General features: G+C 42.2%; 10 protein-coding genes. 7 read left to right on the top strand and 3 right to left on the bottom strand.

Going from position 1 to position 22,859, the window contains the following annotated elements:
• Positions 1–1,032: 1,032 nt before the first annotated feature.
• A complete protein-coding gene (locus AAA970_RS18280; protein ID WP_338238337.1) occupies positions 1,033–1,572 on the bottom strand; it encodes a YfiT family bacillithiol transferase in 540 nt (179 codons plus the stop codon).
• A gap of 75 nt (positions 1,573–1,647) precedes the next feature.
• On the bottom strand, positions 1,648–2,151 hold the full coding sequence (locus AAA970_RS18275; protein WP_338238336.1) for a DUF1648 domain-containing protein: 504 nt from the start codon (positions 2,149–2,151) through the stop codon (positions 1,648–1,650).
• Between the two features lie 164 nt (positions 2,152–2,315).
• Here AAA970_RS18275 and AAA970_RS18270 point away from each other — a divergent pair, with 164 nt between their 5' ends.
• The 3 genes from AAA970_RS18270 (at position 2,316) to AAA970_RS18260 (ending at position 7,332) form a co-directional block, all read left to right on the top strand.
• Positions 2,316–3,599: a transposase gene (locus AAA970_RS18270; protein WP_338238335.1), complete on the top strand. Its 1,284-nt coding sequence runs from the start codon at positions 2,316–2,318 to the stop codon at positions 3,597–3,599.
• Positions 3,600–4,208: 609 nt separating this feature from the next.
• The gene (locus tag AAA970_RS18265; RefSeq protein WP_338238334.1) at positions 4,209–6,536 is read left to right on the top strand and encodes a TonB-dependent receptor; all 2,328 of its coding nucleotides are present in this window, start codon (positions 4,209–4,211) and stop codon (positions 6,534–6,536) included.
• A 13-nt stretch (positions 6,537–6,549) separates the two neighbouring features.
• Positions 6,550–7,332 (top strand): DUF4249 family protein, encoded by a 783-nt coding sequence (locus tag AAA970_RS18260; protein WP_338238333.1) that lies wholly within the window; start codon positions 6,550–6,552, stop codon positions 7,330–7,332.
• Positions 7,333–7,978: 646 nt separating this feature from the next.
• Here AAA970_RS18260 and AAA970_RS18255 read toward each other — a convergent pair.
• A complete protein-coding gene (locus tag AAA970_RS18255) occupies positions 7,979–9,619 on the bottom strand; it encodes a tetratricopeptide repeat protein (protein ID WP_338238332.1) in 1,641 nt (546 codons plus the stop codon).
• Between the two features lie 851 nt (positions 9,620–10,470).
• Here AAA970_RS18255 and AAA970_RS18250 point away from each other — a divergent pair.
• The 4 genes from AAA970_RS18250 (at position 10,471) to AAA970_RS18235 (ending at position 22,809) form a co-directional block, all read left to right on the top strand.
• The gene (locus tag AAA970_RS18250; RefSeq protein ID WP_338238331.1) at positions 10,471–10,623 is read left to right on the top strand and encodes a hypothetical protein; all 153 of its coding nucleotides are present in this window, start codon (positions 10,471–10,473) and stop codon (positions 10,621–10,623) included.
• A 45-nt stretch (positions 10,624–10,668) separates the two neighbouring features.
• Positions 10,669–18,093, top strand: coding sequence for a S8 family serine peptidase (locus tag AAA970_RS18245; protein ID WP_338238330.1), 7,425 nt, complete (start codon positions 10,669–10,671; stop codon positions 18,091–18,093).
• Positions 18,094–18,155: 62 nt separating this feature from the next.
• A complete protein-coding gene (locus tag AAA970_RS18240; RefSeq protein WP_338238329.1) occupies positions 18,156–21,284 on the top strand; it encodes a SusC/RagA family TonB-linked outer membrane protein in 3,129 nt (1,042 codons plus the stop codon).
• Between the two features lie 4 nt (positions 21,285–21,288).
• A complete protein-coding gene (locus tag AAA970_RS18235; protein WP_338238328.1) occupies positions 21,289–22,809 on the top strand; it encodes a RagB/SusD family nutrient uptake outer membrane protein in 1,521 nt (506 codons plus the stop codon).
• The last annotated feature ends 50 nt before the right edge of the window (positions 22,810–22,859 follow it).

The following is a 22,859-nucleotide window of genomic DNA, read 5'->3' as shown; positions in this document are numbered from 1 at the left end:
AAAAAAAAGTCCGGGAACCAACCGGACTTACAATACTAATACCAAACTATAACCTTATGAACCACTATGATTATTCTTATTCAAGAGGGACGTTTTAAAAAGGAAGGATGCTTAACCAGGGTTGATCAAGCATCCATTCACCCAACATCAACCTATGTTTGGTAATTTGCAAAGGCTATGCCAAAGTGATTTTGGTAATTAAATTTTTTTTAGGACGAATCAAAACCTGGTAGCGAAATTTCGCATGTTGATCTTAAAACTTGTTCAGCTTATTCCCTTCAGAGTAATTCGTGAAAATTGGTTTTCATTCGTGGTTTCATACCTCCTCACTCCAATATACTTCAACACCCTTCCAATCGGATTATTCGTACCATTTGGGACAAAAACCTGGCGCACCCTAAATTCAAAAAGTTTGTAGCGAGCCATTCAATTTTCTCTCTCTTTTCATTTTTTCTTGATAAAAAACGAAACAAAAAAATCAAGGCCATCTTTGTTGTAGTGTATTTGCTTTGCTGAATATTTAATGGTTTCTTTTATCAAGTACTATGATTTAAATCATTCGGGATTATTCGCGCCATTCGTGGCAAAACTAGCGCGCCCATTCATTCAAAAAATTTGTAAAATCTGTTGCCAAAAGCTCACGCTCCAACAAAATATTAGCACAAAAAAAAGTCCGGGAACCAACCGGACTTACAATACTAATACCAAACTATAACCTTATGAACCACTATGATTATTCTTATTCAAGAGGGACGTTTTAAAAAGGAAGGATGCTTAACCAGGGTTGATCAAGCATCCATTCACCCAACATCAACCTATGTTTGGTAATTTGCAAAGGCTATGCCAAAGTGATTTTGGTAATTGAATTTTTTTTAGGAAGAATCAAAATCTGGTAGCGAAATTTCGCCTGTTGATCATACAGCTTGTTCAGCTTATTCCATTCAGAATAATTCGTGAAAATTGGTGTTAATTTGTGGTTTCACTTCATTCTCCCCCCTGCGGTGCCAAAATGGAGAATATTCGTGTAATTTTTTAATTCCACTTTCCTTTTGCATCAAGCGCTAGTTTCACATGAGCCAGGTGATGACGGCAATGCCAAGCGTAAATTCCAGTATTTTCACGCAGAGTGATGCTTTTTTTACTTTCAGGATGGTAAAAAGTGCGGTTGAGTTGTTCCTTTGAGAGATTCTGAAGCAGGATAACCCATCTTTGATGAAGCCCGTGCAGCAGTGTTAAACTACTTTGGATAGGGGCGTTTTGGGTATCCGGTACATTAGCCCAAAGTGCTTCCTGATAAGGCAGGATGGAGGGGTTTTCTTCCGTTAGCGCCAATTTAAAGCGAATGAAGCTGTTCATATGGCTGTCCGCACAGTGGTGGACCAGTTGTCGAATGTTCCAGCCATTCGGGCGGTATTTCCACTCTTCCGATAAAGGAGGAGAATGGCTTATCAGTTCCTCTAATTGAACAGGGAACTGCCTTATTTCTGTTATCCAGGTTTCAAGCAGTTCGGTGTGAATTTGATTTGGAGTTTGAAATTCCCCGATTGGATATTGAAGGTCTTGCCGAATCATGTTTGCGCTGTTGATTGATGAATGATATCAAAAATAGCAGATTAAAATGCTTCGGAACATTATCCTTAGACTTTTTTAGGGATCATAACGCATAAAGGCAAATAAGTAATAAAAAGTGGACAGGCAGAAAAATGACAAAATAACAAGAAGCAAGAAAGGGTTCATATTCTGCTGTAAACCTAGGCCTATCTGAATTTTGGAATACATAATGTAACTAAGCAAAATACTGGTCAGGCAATTAAGGGTGCGCAGCATTTTGGTGGCAATCGTATAAAGCCTAGCCGCATTTTGAGGAGTTACTATGGTGGGGTAATTGAATATGTGGGGGTGTCGGTTCAGGATGTTGAGGCTTAAATAAATTACTAAACCGATGGTGGGCAAAACCCAAATAAGATTTTTGGAGGCATATTGATCAGGTTGGCCGAATAAATTAAAATGAGAGGGTATTTCGTTAGGCAAATGTTCAAAGTAGTGGATGGGAAGTGCGATCAACACGCCTAAGGCGAGCAGACTAAGTACTTCCATTGCCCGGTCTTTATTATCTAAAGGGACTTTTATATGTGGTTTAAGGCTATTCATTCAATATCAGCGTATAGTTATCATCGTTTACGGCAGCCATCTAAGGAGGTGCGAAATTGTTTCAAAAAAATGATGAACGATTAAAAAAAAATAATCGATTGATTAATTCCTGTCTAGGAGCCTGTCGGATTTAACTAACTCCTAAAAAAGTTGTAAATTGAAGCATGATAAATTTTCGAGGAGGAGATAGAAAGCAATACAATTTGATGCCGCACGATGTCAATGAATGGTTACCTGAAAATCATTTGGCAAGATTTGTCGTCGAAATTATAGATCAGCTCAATCTTTCATCTGTTTATGCTAGCTATAAAGGTTATGGAAAAGACCCATACGACCCAAGACTACTGCTTGGATTGATCTTTTATGGCTATTGTACAGGTATTTTCAGCTCTCGCAAAATTGAAGCAGCCACTTACGACTCAGTTGCTTTTCGATTTATTGCAGGCAATCTTCATCCTGATCATGACACGATTGCAAATTTTAGGAAGACTCATCTTGATAAAATTGAGAATTGGTTTGTTGAGATTTTGATGATTGGCTCCCAAATGGGATTAGTGAAGATGGGGAATGTATTTGTTGATGGTACTAAGATTCAGGCAAATGCATCTAAGCACAAGGCAATGAGCTATAAACGTGCTTTAGAGCTTGAAAAGAAACTAAAAGCGGAAATAGCAACGCTATTAGAAAAGGCTGCTGAACAGGACAAAGAAGAGGTAATGGTTAACATTCCGGAGGAAATAGCGCGACGTGAGGAAAGGTTAAAGACAATTCAGGAGGCCAAAGCCACTATAGAATCCAGAAGAAAAGAAGCTTATGAAGACGAACTTAAGGATTACGAAAAGAAGGTAAAGAAGAGAGAAGAAAAAGCCAGTAAAACTGGCCAAAAACCAAGAGGCCGATCGCCCCAAAAGCCTTCAGAAACTCCCCAGGATAAAGACCAAGTCAATTTTACTGATAAGGAGTCTCGCATAATGAAATCCAAAAATGGTTTTGAACAATGCTATAATGCTCAGGCGGTTGCTAATGAAGACATGGTAATTGTGGGGCAACATTGTAATAATCACGCCAACGATAAAAAGGAGTTTTTACCAGCCATTGATAGTGTGCCAGAACCATTGAAGGAAGAAATAGAGGTAATTGCCGCTGATTGCGGGTACTATTCAGAAGATAATATTAAAGGTTGTCCAGAGGGGATAAAGCCCATAGTACCAAAATCAAAGGCGGAAACACGATTAGAACTTGAAGAAAGATTAAACAACCGAACAACAACAGAGGAGGAGATGTATCGGAAACGAAAGTACAAAATTGAACCAATATTTGGCATTATTAAAGAAGCACTTGGGTTCAGGAGATTTTCATTCAGAGGAGAAAAGAAGGTTAGCCAGGAATGGGGATTGGTGTGCCTATGCTATAATATAAGACGGTTACTTAAGCTAAAACTAGCCTGAAAAGGCAATCAAATAGCCTAAAATGGACTTTATTATTCATCAGTAGAGATGAATTTCGAAATATAAGAAGTGAGGTATCGATTTTTAAGGCAAATTTCGCCTCAAAATAGAAAAACCGCAGATTTTCAAATTTTTGCGGGAACAGTCGGGTGACGATTTGGGGTAATCCGACAGGCTCCTAGGGAAGTGTTCGTTTAAGTTCAAGGAGCTGTTAGTGAGGGTGTTCTGGTGCTGTTTTTTCGCTTGCTGTTTGCTTCTCTTAATGCTCCCGGTAGAAGGATTGCTAATGAGGAGAATCTCTGAGGAAAGAGGGAAAGGGTTTTAATATAGGCTTACCGCATTGAGGGTTGAAAAAAACAGATCCTGTAAATCGAGTGGGTATGTGTATCTGGATTATAAAATTAATGGAAATGACTCTTTTTTTATGAAATAGTTTTATTCGGAAATATGGGTATTAACTATACTGATACAAATGAAAACATAATGGGATACTACCATTTATGTTAAGAATGCTAAATAATTTTCTTCATTTTTGGGAATAATATATCCTTACCTTTTGTTCAGGAATAATAATTGACCGAAATTTGCGGGGACTAAATTTATCCTTTGATGACATCTTTTAAATTTATATTAGTGGGCGTAATATTGCCCGTTTTTCTGTGCTTGATTCCGATTACTTTGAGTGCGCAATCGGCCCTATATTCCCTGGAAGGTAAGGTTATGGATGCGGAAAGTAAGTCTGCTTTAGTAGGCGTCAATATTCGGGTTGCCGGAACTCCAACAGGGAATATTTCAGACCTACAGGGAAAATTCACTTTACAGGTGAAAGCGCCGGTTGTGGAATTGATATTTTCTTATATTGGATATCAGGATCAAAAAGTCAAAGTAAAGCTGCCACTTAAAAAGCCTTTGAAAATTGTCTTGGTGGAGGAAACCGAGGAGCTGGAGGAGGTGATTGTCAGTGCCCGGCGATTGGATGATCGGTTAAAGACGCCGGTGGTAGGTCTGGAATCTGTATCGATTGAGGAAATTGACAATATACCGGTGCTTTTTGGAGAAAAGGATGTGATTAAAACCCTGCAGTATCTACCAGGAGTGAAAACCGGAGGGGAGGGGAGTACGGGTTTTTATGTCCGTGGAGGAGCCATGGATCAAAATTTGGTTTTGCTCGATGGCGCCACGGTTTATAACGCCTCTCATTTGATGGGTTTCTTTTCCGTTTTTAATAATGATGTACTGGAAGGAATGGAGTTGTATAAAGGAGCTCCTCCGGCTGAATATGGGGGGCGACTTTCAGCGGTTTTGGATATTGAAATGAGAGAGGGTGATCGGAAGAAAACTGCCGGTTCAGCAAGTATTGGACTGATCTCTTCCAAGGCATCCATAGAAACACCCATAGTCACGGACAAAGGATCACTTATTATTTCCGGTCGAAGAACATATGCGGATTTATTATATGGGATGGTAGATGAATCCTTTCGAAACTCTGATATGTTTTTTTATGATTTAACCATGAAGGCGGCCTATAATGTGACGGAGAAAGATCGAATATCTCTCTCAGCTTATTACGGAAGAGATAAAATGGGATATGGAGATTTATTTGGTTTTGACTGGGGAAATACCACTACCACTTTGGAATGGTCTCATTTATTCAAGGATGATTTTGCCTCGAAATTTTCAGTTCATTATAATAAATTTGATTATGTAGCGGGTTCGGATTTTATGGGGACCAATATTTATTCCAATATTGAGGATGTGACGGCTCGCTATCAATTGGAAAAGTTTACGGATAAATATAGTCTTAAAGCCGGAGGAGAGCTTATTCAACATCATTATAAACCCAATGATTTTGATGTGGCAGAGGATGTTCCGGGGGAGTCCCAAATGATCCGCCGGAATGCTTTGGAAGGAGGGGCTTTTGTTTCCTTTCTCTATAATTTTACGCCCAATTTCACTTTACAATCCGGCCTTCGCTACTCCGTATTTGATGTCCGTGGTCCGGGTCCTTTTTATACTTTTAATGATTTTGGTGACCCTGTAGAAAAGCGTATGTATGGGGATCGGGAGTCTGTGGCCACGCATTCAGGATGGGAACCACGATTATCTTTTAATTACCAGTTTGGGAAGAATAATGCCATTAAAGGAGGATATTCCCGTAATATGCAATACGTACATATGGTGGCTTATAATGCTTCCGGTTCGCCGGTGGATGTTTGGTTTCCGGCTACTGACTATATTCCGGCGCAATATGGTGACCAATTTTCTCTCGGTTATTTTAAAGGCATTAACGATTATGATTACGAATTTTCTGCGGAGTTATATTATAAAAAATTACATAATGTAACCGAGTTCAAAGACGGGGCAGACATTATGGGCAATCCTTATTTTGAAGCGGGAATCGCCTTTGGGGAAGGCCGGGCTTATGGGCTGGAATTGTTATTCCGGAAAAATAAGGGAAGGTTCACGGGTTGGGCCTCCTATACCTGGTCCAGGACGGAAAAGCAATTTGATGAAATAAATGCGGGTAGCTGGTTTCCTACTTTTTATGATCGTCCGCATGACTTCAGCCTGGTGGGAATGTATAAGCTAAATAAGAAATGGGATATTTCAGCCTCATGGGTCTATATGACCGGTAATGCGGTTACTTTTCCCTCTGGCGGCTATTGGATAGAAGACAAATACTATCCGGTTTACGGGGATCGGAATCAGGATAGAATGCCGGCTACGCATCGATTAGATATCGGAGCCAATTTAAAATTGAAAAGGACCAAGCACTATGAGCATATGTTGAGTTTTTCTATCTATAATGCTTATGCCCGTTATAATCCCTATATGTTAATTTTCGAACAAGATCAGGAGAATCCGGCTGTAGTGAATAGTAAAATCATTGCCATGTTTTCCTTGGTGCCTAGTATCTCTTATGCTATTAATTTTTAATCGATATATCATCATGAAAAAAATCATTTTGTTGAAGCTTCTTGCAGTGGTGATACTGTTGACCTCATGCGAGAAAGATATTAAGCTGGATTTAAATTATAAAAAAATGCCCGTAGTGGAGGCGAATGTCCGGGAAGGACAGGCTCCTTTGGTGAAAGTAAGCTGGACATCTCCCTACTATGAAGCAGGAAAACGGGAGTACATTTCGGATCTGGAAATCAGACTGTCCGATGATGGAGGCAAGGAGGTGCTGTTGAACGAGGATAGTATTGGGCACTACAGCCATGCGGACTTCGAGGGGCAGGTAGGAAGGTTATATCAAATATCGTTTGATTTGGTAGGGAAAAGCTTTCAGGCGAGCTCCTATCTTTATCCACCAAGTGAGCAAACGGTGTTTGAATACTTTTATAAGCCGATCGATTTGCCCGATCATGTACCGGATTCGGTGAAATTTGGCGACTATCAAGGCATAGTGTATTATATGATTGATGCGGATGCTAATGCAAGGATCCATCCTTACAATAATCACGAATTGGAGGAGGGCTTTTATTTAAGTAAGGAAAATGGCATTCCTTTATATGGGATTTACTTTGAGGGAGATACCGCCACCATTGTAGTAGAAACCATTGACCGCGCCATGTATCAGTATTATAAAAATCTGTCTGATTTAAGTGGAGCTTCAAATATTGGCGTTCCGGCCAATCCAAGTTCTAATTGGAATCGAAGCGATATTCTGGGCTACTTTGCCGCGACTGCAACAGATACTGTCGAAACCATTATTCAGGCCAAACTTTAACTGCGGGTTTGCTAGTCCAAATTATTCCCGAATATTTGATTATTGTGCGGGTGATCTCCGGTTTTTTTGAGAAAATAGGGTCGCCCTGGAAATCAATTTTCTGAAATTACTTCCTGATATTGGCAATGGCCGGAGATGGGGGCATTTTGAATCCCGCGCTGATAATCAAAGGTTTCGGGGAATATGCTTTGAGTAGAATAAATAAAGGGCCATGGAGTTGATTTTGAGCTTTGTTTAACATAATGCAAAAAACTCTTTTTAACCCGAATTATTCACCGCTAGTTTTAGAATCTATTACAAGGGGCCGTTAGTCAATTTTTTATGATTTGGTCTGCTAAAATTTTGAAAGCCCAAATTTGGGTAGTCTTGCTTTCTTCTCATTCATCCGCTACGTTGGAAAAAACTCGAATTAGGAAACTTTTCCTTCATTTTTTCTGCCTGGCAGCTAAACGAGGATTAAAGTATGGATAATCCGGGTTAATCAAGTAAGCTGAAAACCCTTTCTGCAGCCCAAGCCCAATAAAAAAGCAGACTGTTTTGGAAAAGTGCTCCCTGTGCTTCAGTACTTTCTGGTTTATTTTTGGGCAATGTAGTCTTACCGGTTCCCCGAAGGCGCGGGAAGTGATAGGTTCGGGGAGCCGAGGATTTATACTGTCGTCTCCTGCCCAAACGCCTGCAAATAGGAGGTCAGGTTGATTTCTGTATTATCAATTTCAAGCTTTTTCCTTAAGCGGGTTCTGGCCACTTCAATCGCTTTGGGGCTTTGGCCGGTAATCGCCGAAATCTCCTTTGTATTCATATCCATCCTTAAAAGGGCAGATAGCTTACGTTCATTGGAGGTAAGTTTGCCGTGCCGGTCTTCTAATGATTGATAAAAATTGGAATGTACCGCATTAAAACGAAGACTGAATTCTTCCCAGGCTTCATCATTGTTAATATCTTGGAGGTTTTCGATGATGGAGGCTAGTTTTCGTCTCTGATCCATTCTCAGCCCTGATTTGAAATCAAAAAGTTGTTGGGAGACCACATTGATCAGTTCGTTTTTTTGGACCAAATGCGTCACGTTGCTGACCAGTTCTTTATTCTTGAAATCCAGTTGTTGTTCCACCAGCTCTTTTTCGGCCTGAATCCGCTGTTTTTCTTCCTGTACTTTCTTAGTTTTCTGTCTTTGTAATAAGCCAAGGAGAATGAGAAATAGAATTAAGCCGATTAAAAAGAAAATACCTCCATATAGCAGCATTCGCCATCTTTCATTCGCTTCTCTTTCTCGATCCGCCTTTTTATCCAGTTCATATTGATACATCAGATTGCTGACCACACCGGTTTGTTCTGAACGAATCAGTTCATCTGAGTATTGCTTATATGCTTTATATTCCAGTAGTGCAGAATCCACCTGATTCGTTTTTTCATAGAAGCTATGTTTAAGCAGATGAATGTCCTGTTGGTAATAAGGGTGATCATTTTCAAGGGTAATTAGCGTTGCTTTTTCAATATAGGGCAGCGCGTAGTAGGGGCTGTCAATGGCAATATAATAACGCGCCATGCCCACCAAATCACTGAACATACTTTTATTCTGCCTCAGGCTATCTTTTAGAAAAAGAGCTTGCTCAAAGTAATTTTTGGCCTCCGGGTATTCCTGATGAGCAAAACTTAAATTCCCTAAATTATGCAAAGCTTTTGCCTTGGGCAGCAGCATTTGTGAGATTTCGGCTGATCGGATAGCTTCCAGATAGTATGCCCGGGCTTTTTCCAAACTATCCAATCCCTGCATGGCTGAACCCAGATTCAAACATACCGAGGCCCTCAGTTGGTGTTTTCGATGATGGCTAAAATTATCGAGGCCTTTATAAGCGCGTTTAAATAAGGCAATGGCTCGGGGATATTCTCCTTTTCTTTCATAAACCAGCCCTAAATTATTGTCCAGTAACACAAGTTCTTTTTCCACCCCATAATCTTCATAGATTTTTCGGCTAAGGAGGTATTTCTCCGTAGCTTTTACAAATTGGTTTCTACTGAAAAGGACATAGCCATACTTGGAGAAAACTTTTGCTCTTTCAAGGGGATCATCGATGCTTTCAATGACCGCTTCCAGGTTTTCAGTGTATTCGAAGGATCTCTCCGGACTGCTGAAAGCATAGAAATTGGCCAGTTCCAGCAGGGAAAGGCTTTTGTCAATCGGGGAGGCAGCGGTATTAGCCACAACGACTAGGCTGTCAATATTTTCCTTACCATAAAATGGCAAAGAATAAAATAATAGTAAGGCTAAAAATATAGATTTAATATTCATACTATATGAATATGGGACATATTATTTCGTTAATTTACTAATATAAGGAATTTTAATGAAGTCACGGTCTCCTTAGTTGTGCTTGTTGGAAATTAAAGTGTTTTAGGATATTCTCACCTCTCTTTTATTAGAAAATATTGATTTTGCTATTGTTACATAAGTAAAATACGCACTGTATATTTAATCAAATGATTAAATAATGTTGTTTTAATATGCGTGTATATTTCTTATGTCTTTACAATCTTCTTTGGCGAAATTTTCATACTCCAATCCTCTTTTACCAGCAAGGCTGGAAAAATGAAGGAATAGAGCTCTATGCTAAGTTTTTTCCATGGAAGCAGATAAAGGAGGTGAAAGCAGTCCACTCCAAATTAGGGCGATTAAAAAGTTTGTTAAAATAATGGTAAGGTAAAGAAAGTGAGGTCTTTGAATGGGATTTCTAAATCTTGCGGAGAATGATTCGAATTGGTAGCCGGATGGTGCGTTTTTCAACACGCTCTTAATGTGGAACCGGCGCTATGGATGTATTTTAATCATTATTACTGCTTTGGGTAAATGGGAGTGCTACGGAACCATATTCTGATTTTTTGAAGGAAAGCCATTGAAAATTCCGTAAATCCGGCCTTGCTAAATCGTGTTTGCTCGCTTTTTTATAAGCGAAAACTTATTTTTTTTAAGACAAAATTAGAGGGTTACAAAGATTGGGAGTCAGTCGTTTAGGCGAGAATGAGTGGTGAATGAAAGTAGGTGTAGTGCTGAATGAAAAGGACGGTAGTGTTCAAGTTTGGGTGGCTGATTAGAGAATGGTAAAGAAACGCCTTAAGATTGTGTGTGGAAGGCGTGAATTTGATATGAAAAAAGAAGAAAATAAAGAGAATAAAGAGGGGGTTGAGGATCAAAAAAACGATGAGCATCTTAAACAGCAGATACGGCATCGTTCAGTTTTGAATTCAGCTCTTAAAAAAATGGTGAAAGCCCTGGAAAAGGATAGTCATCAAAAGTAATCTGTAATCTTATAACCTAATTACCAATCTTAACCTTTAATATCAATGGTAAATTTTTTCAAAAGATATTATAAGGCGCTTGTAGCCTATCTTGGGGTGTTTATCCTCACGGTAAGTGTATTGGCAAATTATAGTAATGCTCAATTTGTGGATGGCATGCGGTCCGGTGTCATTCGCATAAAATTTTACGAGGGCCAACAACCGGAGAATTTTTCGAATGCCAGAACGTCTGGAGATGAAATTACGACCGGGATACCAGCATTTGACCAGATTAGTGTAGGTTTCGGTGCCACAGAGGTTCGCAGAATATTCGAGCCCAAAGGAGGCAATGAAGCCAAACTAAGAAAACACGGACTTCACCTATGGTATGAAGTCATTGGTGATCCTGGTCAGAATATTTCTGAATTCCTGACTAATTATCAGCAATTGGGGTCGGTTGAAATCGCCGAGCCGAATTATGAGAAAAATTATGAAAAAGGGGAACTCATCGAAGTAGATTTAAATGCGCTTCGCATGATGAATGAAGGAGACTTTCCGATGGATGACCCTTCTTTGCCCGATCAGTGGCATTATCATAATGATGGGGAATTTCACCCTAAAGCCAAAGCCGGAGCAGATATTAATTTATTTGAGGCCTGGGCACGACATAGCGTATATGGAGATCCACGAGTGATTGTATCCATTCACGATGAAGGGGTAGATATCAGGCATGAAGACTTAGTAGATAACTTATGGGTGAATCCGGGGGAGTCGAATTCAGGGTCCAATGCAGGAAAAGATAGTGATGATAATGGGTATGTGGATGATATCCATGGGTTTAATTTTGGTGATAATTCCCCTGAAATTACCCCTGATCCACACGGAACGCATGTAGCCGGAACGGTAGCTGCAACTAATAACAATGGAATTGGTGTATCCGGTGTAGCAGGTGGATCCGGTAATGGAGATGGTGCCCGCGTGATGGTTTGTCAGATTCTAACCGCTCAGGCTACTGCTGAACGCATTGCGGAGTCTTATATATATGCTGCCGATAATGGCGCCGTTATTTCTCAAAATTCCTGGGGTTATACCGCCCCGGATTATGAAGAGAAAGTGATTTATGATGCGATCAAATATTTTATCGCGGAGGCCGGTGATTACGAGGGCAGTCCGATGAAAGGTGGTGTGGTAATGTTTGCTCCCGGAAATTATAATTTGAATTTAAAATTTTATCCCGGTGCTTATCCAGAGGTGATTTCAGTAGGGGCTATGGCTCCTGATTTTACCAAAGCATCGTATTCAAACTTTGGAGATTTTTTCGACTTATTTGCACCTGGAGGTGATGGTTACGGGATCACAGAAGTATTAAGTACCGGTCCATATGACCGTTATGCCTATATGGCAGGTACTTCTATGGCTTGTCCGCATGTTTCCGGTATCGCGGCATTAATTGTTTCTCATCCGGAATATTTCGGAAAGATTACCGCTGAAGAATTGGAAAACATTTTGGTGACCTCTGTACACGATATATACGAGCACAACTCGCCAGCCTACGCCGGGCAGTTAGGGAGTGGGTATATTGATACGGAATTGGCATTGAGAATTGATGATGGGCAAGGTCCGGAAAACATCACGGATTTTGAAGTAATGGGGAGCTCTTTTGATTTAGTAGCTTACCAGTGGACGGTTCCTTCTGACGTAGTGGATATGAACCCGGATTATTATGAATTAACCTGGGCCACCTCAAGTGATTTTGCGGATCAGACAGTGGTGACCATTAAAAATAGAGGGGTGAAAGCGGGAAATGTTTTTCAATATGAGTTGAACAAACTTGATCACCTTGATTTTGGTACAAAAGTCTACGCTAAATTGCAGGCTTTCGATCGTTGGGGCAATAGCAATACCGTTACAGCGGCGATCGTAGCTGATATATTGAGATCACCAAAATTGGTGGTAGAATTCGATGCGTTGGATGAGGAAGATAATCACCTGATCACTGCGGATTTTAAAAACCCACATACCCCATGGATCAAAATCAAAAATGATACAGAGCCAGGTGAAGGTGGTATGTTGATTTGGAATTTGTCTTCCAGCATGGAGGATTTCGGCAGAAGTGCTATTGCGGCCGCTGAGGCGCCTGAGGTAGCTTCTACTTTCGCACCAGTTGCTGCGCGGATGTCTTCTGGCTCCGATGTTGGAGTCAATGCAGACACTCCATTGGTGACCAAGATGTTGGAACGTGATGATTTGTATGCCATCGCTGCGGCTAGAAACTCTTCTGATCCTTCGGCTTCAAATTATGTAGGTAGCCTTGATCCAACAGACCGTACTATTCCGGTATTGGATGGCTTTGGAGATCCTTACCAGACTTACAGAACCGTAATTGGGGATGGAAGTCGTTATACGACCAACTCCATGGCACAGCGTTTCACCATTCCGGATATTGATGGCGAAAAGTATGTGATGGATTACATTTCTTTCGCTACTTATGGCAGACCGGATTTTTATGGAAATGAAACCGTGGAAATTTTCTTGGGAAGCAAGTTGGAAAGCGCCAAGCGTGTAGCGGCTGTTCAGGCAAGAGATTTTAATGCGAATGACTATATCTCTGAATTGGAGCAACCTTTATCCCTAAACCGTTGGGCTTATTTACCCAATAAGTTAGTATTTGAAGAGGGGGAAATTTTCTGGGTGGTGGTTCATCATCCTTCAGGTAAATTCAATACCACTCCGATGTATATTGGAAACTGGGCTGGAGCCTCTTGGGATAAAACATCCATGATGTCTTTTGATGGTGGAAATACCTGGGAAGATTTGAATGAATCGTTGATGAACAATCTCCCACAATGGCATGGAGCAGTATTTGACATTGCTGTTCACCCGGTGAGAGATCAGTCCAGAAATATTCTTCATCCTTCTGTGAACAGTGGAGTTTTGGCTGCTGGTGAGGAATTGACGATTCAATTGGAGATGCAGCTGGATAGCGTAATGGCAGGGGAGCATGAATTGGCCCATACCTTTTTGACCAATGAAAATCAGGAGACTTACTATAACTATGACGTCAACTTCAATCTGGAAAATGTAGATCCGGAATTTGAATACCGTGAGTTGTCGGATTTCGGTCGTGTGTTCCAGGGCGGAAGCAATCGTCAGGAGATTTACATCACCAATCAAGGCTACGCGAATGCGGAAAACATTCAGTGGACGGTTGAGGGAGAGGATGCAGATGCCTTCTCCGTAGAAGGTTTGGGACAATTGAATGCACGATACCGTGATAGAATTCGCGTGACCTTCTCACCGGAAGAGGAGCGTGAGTACTATGCGACGGCTTATGGTAGAATGGAAAATACCGATGTGGAAATCAGATTGGTATTGTCCGGTAGTGGAATTGCGCCAAGTGTGTTGGTGCTGGAGCCTAATGAAATCGACTTGCCTGATTCAGATTTGAATGATCCGACCATTACCGGAAACACCTTCACTGTTCGAAATGAAGGTAAAGCGGCATTGGAATATGTGATTGCCAACTATACCGATAAGGACATTCCGGATTATGAGCGTAGTAACTTATATGGATATACTTATAATACTGATTTCCAATACAGCTTTTTAGAGGAAGCTGAGGCAGAAAATCCTCCATCCTTTTCCGATATTTCCGGTCATGTTTCGGTAGTGGATGTAACGGAAGAAATTCGTGTAGGATCGAAGGTTAACCACCGTATTGATATCGGTTTTGCCTTCCCATTTTTCGGTCAGTATTTTGGTCATATTTATCTGAGTAAGTATGGTATCCTAGCCTTTAATGATCACAACTTTAATGCAACACCAAGCTTTTTGGATATCTATATGCCGGAAGGTTATATCTCCGGAATGTTCCAGAACCTGTCTTTCAATGACGGCGGTAAGTTATTGTTCCTGAAAGAACAAGGGAAATTGACCGTACAGTATCAGGATGTGAAAATTGCTACTTCTGGTGTTTACAATAAGGCTTTCAGTTTCCAATATGTGATTTACAGTAATGGAGACATTGAAATCTTATATGATGATTCCTTCCCTGCTGAAGGTGCAGAGGAGGGTTACCAGTTGAGAAGAGAGACTTTTGTGGCGATTGAGGAGCCGAATCAGGAGGATGGAATGTTCTTCAAGGGATGGAATAGCTTCCCAGCGACAGGTTATGCTTTGATTGACATGGAAGATAGCGAAATGTTGAAAAAGACGGCATTGGGTTATTACTTACAGTTCCACAACCCTGGGGTTTCCATGGCGAAGAATTTCAACAAGACGCATGGTACGCTTTTATCGGGTGAGGAAGATGTCATCACTTTCGATGTAGATCCATCGGATTGGTTTGAGGGTGAGTTTGAGCAGTATATCGCAATCGTATCCAATGATCCGAATAATACCTCTCAGGGAGTCCATGTGAGCATGAATATCATCTCTGGTGGTGTTCCGGGTGTGGAATCTATCGTTGAAGACTTGCATTTTGATGCGGTATTGAATCAGAATCTGAATTCTAAATACATTCCGCTAAGTAATACCGGTACTTCTTTATTTGAAATTAAAAGTCTGGAGATCACTGGAAATGGTTTTGAAATTGTCAACGAATCTCTAGTAGGGAACCGTATTGCACCAAAAGAGACGGCTTATGTGGAAGTGGTGGCCAACACTACGCAAGTAGGAACTTATGAAGCGCAGTTGAATGTGGAACTTTCAGGAGTAGATCCACTATCCTTTGATTTGACTTCTGAAATCGTGGAGGTGCCGATCTTTACTTGGCAGTGGGAGAATGAGTCTACCGATTTAGTGATGAATCGTGGTGAATTGGAAAATGTGCCATTCACCGTTAAAAACGAAGGGCGCTCTGATTTGGAATTCTTCTTCGATACCGAAAGCTGGTTCAATGTGAATCAGATAGGTGCTGGAGATGAAGTGGCTGAAGTAGATTACCATTTTGAAATTGGTAAAGAAGAATGTTGGTGGGAGCAATCCGGTGGTTGGGAAATCATCGAGGTGTGCGGAAGAACAGGCCCAACTTATGACTGGGTAGATTTGGCAGAACACCCGCAAGCAGAGTATATGCCGGATCTGAACTTCTGGACAGATAAGCCATTTGCCAATAAGCAGTTGCCGTTCCCATTTGAGTTCTACGGGAAGCAGTATACCGAAATGAATATTGCCTCCTTTGGTTTCGTGACCTTCAATGAGGTAGAAAACAAACAGTGGGATGAGCCGGGCATCATTCCTTATATTCCACATGACCGTAGCCGTTGGCAGACGGTGATTGCACCATTGTATCATCCTACTGCACCTAATTTTTACGAATATCCGGATGATGCCGGGGTATACTACTTGGAGGAAGAGGATAAGGTGACGATTCAGTACCACCGATACAATGATATGTTCGGTATGGGTTATTCGATGAGTTTCCAATTGATCTTGTATTCTACCGGTAATTTCAAGTTCCAGTATCATATGCCGGAGTCCGAATGGGAAGAAGAGAATACGCCTTATTTCTTAGATGCTTTCGGTTCCATTGGTATTCAGAGTGAAGATAAATTGCAAGGCTATCAGGTTTCTTTTATGGAAGGATTCCTAGCAGATGAGATGTCGATCGTTTTCCGTCCACAGCAGAAATTTCTATTGGAGCCGAATACCTCTGGTAACTACAACCTATTGGTAGATTCTCGCGAGATTACAGGTTGGGAAGCGGAAGGTGAAGTACATGCCATTACTAATGTTCCGGAGACAGAGGAGGATTTCAAGCATCCATTAAGCGTACAGCTGAATGGCGTGGGAGAAGTATCCATGGAGCATGATGATGTGGATTTGGGTATCCTTTTCTATGAATCTTTCAATCCTCTTCTAAGAGAGACTTATCAGTTACAAATGCGAATGACCAATACCGGAACGGCGCCAATCGAAGTATTAGGGGCTGGTTTTGAAAAGTCTTCGCCAAGACAACTATTAGGAGAGCGTGTATATGATGGCGGTAGTATTTACACCTTCACGCCATATGAGGGTTATGATTTCGAAGAGCCAAAATTCATTGAGCCAGGAAGATTCTTTGACTTTGTGGTAGAGGTTTCACCGGAATACGGCGATCGTCCATCGAATCCTTCTCAGGGTGTGTTGTTGAGCGATGAGTATATCGACCTGTCCACTATCCTGAACTTTAGCTGGAGAGATGCCGGTATCAGTAATGATCCTACGGTAAAAGTGGTGACCATTCCGTGGAAAGCGGCCTTGGGTAGCGCGCCAGTTTATGGTGGTCATGATGAGATAATCCGTGATGAAATCATGAGAGGTGATCGTAAGACCTTCAATATTGCCTTGTCCAATGAGGAAGGAAAATCGCCATTGTCATACAAAGCAGCCGTGGAGTACTATCGTCAGTACGAGCCGTTTGCGAGATACTTCCAGCCGGAAATTATTGAAGCAGAGGCCTTACCATTCGCACCGCTTTCAAGAAGCATGAAAAGCTATAATGAAGAGGGAGATATGGAAGGAGATGTGCCGGCAAAAGGCGATTACGAGCACTTCTTTGCGCACTTACTGTCGAACGAGGCACACAATGTATTAGGTTTTGGAGAAGGCGTTCCTTTCTCTGTAGCGACCAAATACCAGGCACCGGAAGCAGGTACCAAATTGTCAAGAGTTTGGACCATGTGTAGAATTGAGAAAACGGAGATTGTCGATATCAAAGTTTCCATCTACAGAGGCGGTTCCAATCCGGATGAAACACACTTGATCCACGAGCAAATCGCAGTGAAAACCTGGGACGGAGAAGAGGAAGACGCCCATTGGTTCGCGATCGACCTGGATGAGGAATTGGAAATTCTACCTTATGAGTATTTCTACATCCAGCTTACTTATCCGCGTTCTATCGCTTTACCACAAGCTTATAATGGGGTGAACAGGAAAGAATATGGCAGAGATTATATCATCTCTCAGGGCTTCTGGGTAGACAATAACTTCGCCGGAATGGGTGGTGCATCATGGCAGATTAAAGCCGCTTCTAAGGAAGAAGGTACGGAGGCATGGTTGCTATTCCCGGGCGGAAATGAAGGAGAGATTGGTATTGAAGAAAAAGGAAGTATCAACTTCCGTGTAGATGCTTCAAAAGATATCGATGATTATCTGTCGGCGGAGATTACTTTCCGCACCAACGATCCGGTATGGAGCCGTCCGTATCACACTGAGGTGATGATTGATGTGGTAAACCCAACGGATGCCGAAGAAGGGTTAACCTTAGGACTATATCCCAACCCGGCCTCAGATTTCGTGACCGTAGCCTTCACTTCAGAGTTCTCCGGAGAGGGAAGCATTGAAATTTACAGCGCTACGGGGCAGAAAATGCAGGTAGTCAATGAGCTGCTACATATAGGACTAAACCAAATTCAGTTGCCGGTGAGCGCACTGCCAGCTGGTCTGTATATAATCCGCGTTTCCACTAATCAAGCGGTTATTGGCCAAGCCAATATGATTAAGCAATAATTTTTTGGAAGGAGGAGTTTCAACCGCTCCTCCTTCATTAAAACGTTGGAAGATTCAACCTTATGAAAAAAATATATTTAATAATGTTGTTTAGTCTGATCGGACTAACGCAACTGATGGCGCAGGTCAAAGTCACCGGCCATGTAAAAGACAAGGAGACCGGCGAAGAGATTCTTGGAGCCAATGTGGTGGTCAAGGGGACAACCGTCGGTACGGTAACAGACTTTAATGGAGACTTTGCCTTGGAAGTACCTTCAGCTGAAACGGTATTGCTTTTTTCATTCATTGGATATGAAGAACAAGCCGTGACAGTAGGGAATCAGTCCCGTATGGAAGTGGCTTTAGAGGTGGATGCCACCGAATTGGAAGAAGTCATGGTGGTGGCTTATGGAGAGCAGAAGAAATCCTCATTTACAGGTTCTGCCGCTACCATTAAAAAAGACCACATTGAAAAACTACAGGTATCTAACGTGCAGAATGCGATTGAAGGTGCCGTTCCGGGGGTACAGGTATCCGGCGTAAGCGGACAGCCAGGTTCAGGAACAACAATCCGTATTCGGGGTATTGGTTCCGTAAATGCTTCTTCGGCACCATTGTATGTGGTGGATGGAGTACCTTTCGGGGGTGCTTTGAATAACCTTAATCCTTCGGATATTGAGTCGATGACCGTATTGAAGGATGCGGCAGCAACAGCGCTTTATGGTTCTCGTGCGGCCAATGGTGTAGTGATGATTACGACAAAAAAAGGTAAGCAGGGACAGGGAACGGTATCTTTTAAAGCAAGAACAGGTATCGCACAGCGTGCCATGAGAGGATATGATCGGGTAGATCAGGGAGAGTATTACGAATTAATGTGGGAAGGTTATAAAAACAACCTGATTGCTGCTGATATTGAAGAGGAGGATGCTCGTTTGATCGCTTCCGGTCAGCATTCGAGATATTCTCACCCGAAGTACGCAGATTACCGCCGAAATGTAGTAGAGCAATTAGGCGGATTCAACGCTTTTGGTGTTTCGGACAGTTTGCTGATTGATCCGATGACAGGAAGAATGAACCCGGGCGCTAGTTCGCTTTATGGAAACAATTGGGAAGACGAACTTTTCGGTGCCGCTTTGCGTCAGGAGTACTCCGTATCCTTGAGTGGGGCAGCAGAAACGGCAGATTACTTTGTTTCTTTAGGTTATTTAAGCGAAGATGGGGTAGCGAAGAATACCGGTTTCGACCGTTTTTCTGCACGTGTAAATGTAAATTCAGACATCAAAAAATGGTTGAATACTGGCGCCAATATTTCCTATACTTATACTGAGTCTCAGGGAACTAATACCGGAAATACTACTGCTTCAAATCCTTTCTTTTTTGCCAATACGATTGCCCCGATTTATCCGGTATATCAGCGTGAAGAAGACGGTAATTATAAATTGGATGATGCCGGTCAAAAGGTTTATGAATATGCCCCATCTCGTCCGTATTTAGGAAATGCCAATGCGGTGGGAACTAATAATCTGGATGCGAACGGGTATTCCAATAATGCGGTTTCGGGTCGTACTTATCTGAATGTGAAGTTTGACGATCATTTGAGTGCACGTGCCAATGTGACCCTGGATTATGTGAATCGTAATTCCCTGTCTTATCAAAATAGCCTTTATGGCGATGCAGACAATGTAGACGGTCGCTCCACCAGAACGACCATGGAATATTTGACCCTGACCATGAACCAGCTGATTTCTTACCAGAATAGCTTTGGTTTACACAATGTAAACGCTCTGTTAGGACACGAAAGCTATTTCTATCAGCAAAAAGGATTAACCGGTACGACTACAGGTTTCCCATTGCCGGGCCTTCCGGAATTGGGCGTAGGCTCCATGCCGACATATGCCAGTTCCTGGTTGGATGAGCACGCAATTGAGTCTTATTTCTCTCGTCTGGAGTATAATTATAATGAAAAGTATTATGCTTCTTTCAGCTATCGTCTGGACGGTACTTCTCGAATGGCACCGGAGTCCCGCTGGGGTAACTTCTGGGCCATTGGTGGATCCTGGGCCATGCATAAAGAGGATTTTCTAAAGGGTTTCAGCTGGTTGAATAGCCTGAAATTAAGAGGTTCCTTCGGAGAGCAGGGGAATGAAAACCTGGGAAGTAATTACTACATCTATCAGGATAACTACAGCCTCACCTATCCGAATAATTCCCAATACGGTGGCCGTATGACCTATCTGGCCAACCGTGATTTGACCTGGGAAAAGCGTCAGGCCACTAACCTGGGATTGGATTTCAGTGTGCTTCAAAATAAAATTTCTGGTAGTGTGGAATACTTCAACAATGCCTCTAAGGATTTGATCTTCACCCTTCCCATTGCGCCATCTAATGGTTGGTCCGGTCAGACGGCCAATATTGGAGGCATGAAGAACTACGGGGTGGAAATTAACATCACGGCGGATGTATTGAAGCGTAAAGATTTCGGCTGGGAGATCGATTTCTCTGCTACGCATATGAAAAACAAAATCACTTCCCTCCCACAGGAATCGGTAGGGACGGGCTCTAAGCGTCTGGAAGTAGGTAGATCTTATTATGATTTCTATTTGTTTGATTACGCCGGAGTAGACCCTGCCACAGGTGATGCTTTGTATTATAAAAACATGGGTGAAGGCAAAGGTCGCGGGGTTACCACTAATCCTGAGAATGAAGATCGTTACTATGTAGGAACAGCATTGGCGGATGTGACGGGCTTCCTTAACCAGCGCCTGAACTGGAAGCAATTCGATTTCTCCATGATGTTGAATTATCAGATTGGTGGGCAGGTTTATAATTCCGGATATCACCAGTTGATGAGACCAAGCTATGGGGTGGCCATGCACACTGATATGCATAACGCCTGGAAAGCTCCCGGAGATATTACTGATGTACCAAGAATTGAAATCGATAATGCAGATCAGGTGTTGAGCTCCAGCCGCTTCCTTTCGGATGCCAGCTATGCCACCATCCGTAACATTACCTTCGGTTATACCTTGCCTTCAAGAGTAGCAAAAAGCATTTATATGGATTACATGAGAGTAAGCTTCACGGTAGATAATCTATACACTTTCTCCTCTATGCAGGGCTACTTCCCCGGGACGGCTTCTTCCGATGGCTATCTGAATAATGGCTATTACCCTATTCGCACGATGTCTTTAGGTTTGGATGTTAAATTTTAAGGAAATGAAAAGACTAAGTATAAAATTATATATCGCAGCCCTGATGATTTTTTCAATGGGCTGTTCCAAAGATTATCTGGACCGCACCGCCTCTGACACCGTGCCGGAAGAGGAATTACTTTCCTCCGTGGAGGGGCAGGAAATTGCACTCAATGGGCTGTATCGTTATATGTATATGGCCGGAGGGCATGATTCCTTTGGGGAGATGGCGATTAATTTGGCACTGGATCTGCGTTGTGATGATATGGCGCTGCATGCTTTGGGCCATAACTGGTTTGCCAATGATTATGGCATTGAGTTTTCCCGCGCCGAAACGCACAGTCGTCCGGCCAATATTTGGGGTTATTATTACCAATTGGTTTTCCAGGCCAATAAAATCATCAATACCATTGATGGTGTGGAGGCCGATGAGCATGAGAAAAACTATTTGAAAGGGCAGGCCCTGGCCATTCGTGCTTATGCACACCACCGTTTGGTGCAAGTGTTTCAGCAGACTTATGTAGGGAACGAAAATGCTGCCGGGATTCCGATTAAGCTTAACCAAGAGATTGAAAACTTAAGTCGTGCGCCACTTTCAGAAGTATATGCACAGATTGAAGAAGATTATCTGGAAGCCCTCGACCTTTTGGAAGAAAAACTGGAAAACGAGGGAGAGGATGATGAAGAAGTGATTTCGGTACGAAGAAAGCACCCTTCTCACCTGGGCTATGAAGCCGTTGCCGGTTTGCTTTCTCGCATGTATATGGTGAAAAACGAATGGGATGCCGCATTCGAATATGCTGACTTGGCCATTGAAAAAGCAACTGAAAAAGGCCATTATTTAACGCCCGGGCAATCTTATGCGGAGGGCTTTAATAATGCCTATAGCGCAGGCTGGTTGTGGGGACTTGCCATCAATGGGGCACAAAGTACCATTTATGCTTCCTTCTTTTCGCATATCGACCCTTTTGCCGGTGGTTATGCCACATTGGGCTCCATGAAGAAAATCTCCAACGAGCTTTATGGAAAAATGTCCGCCAATGATATCCGAAGAAATGTATATGCCGACCGCGATTACGAATTGGATCCGGAAGGAAATTACATCTGGCCGACCTTAGCCACCCGTAAGTTCTTGAGAAGAAACCAGGCCTGGGAAGGGGATTATGTAATGATGCGGATGGCCGAGCTTTACCTGAATCGTGCCGAAGCTGCTTTCCATATCGGTGATGAAGCTACCGCTCGGGCGGATATCAATTTCCTTTTGAGAAATCGTGTCTATTATTATCAGGATAGAATCCTTTCCGGTGATCAATTACTGGAGGAAATATATACCCAAAGAAGAATTGAGCTTTGGGGAGAAGGCCACCGCTATTTTGATATGATGCGTAACAAAGTAGACCTGACCCGCGACAAAACCCACGATCCCGGAATGGCCCGGATCATGGAATTGCCTGCCGGAGACCCGCAGTGGATCATGCAGCTTCCACAGTCCGAACTGGATGCCAACCCCGCGATTAGCGGAGCAGATCAGAATCCCTTGAAATAAAATGAACCGAAGACAAAGTCTGTTATTTAGACTTTGTCTTCTACTTATAT

The sequence above is a fragment of the Persicobacter diffluens genome (assembly GCF_036244895.1).
Lineage (GTDB): Bacteria > Bacteroidota > Bacteroidia > Cytophagales > Cyclobacteriaceae > Persicobacter > Persicobacter diffluens.
Note: the sequence above shows the minus strand (reverse complement) of the source record. Positions and strands in the feature narration are given on the sequence as shown.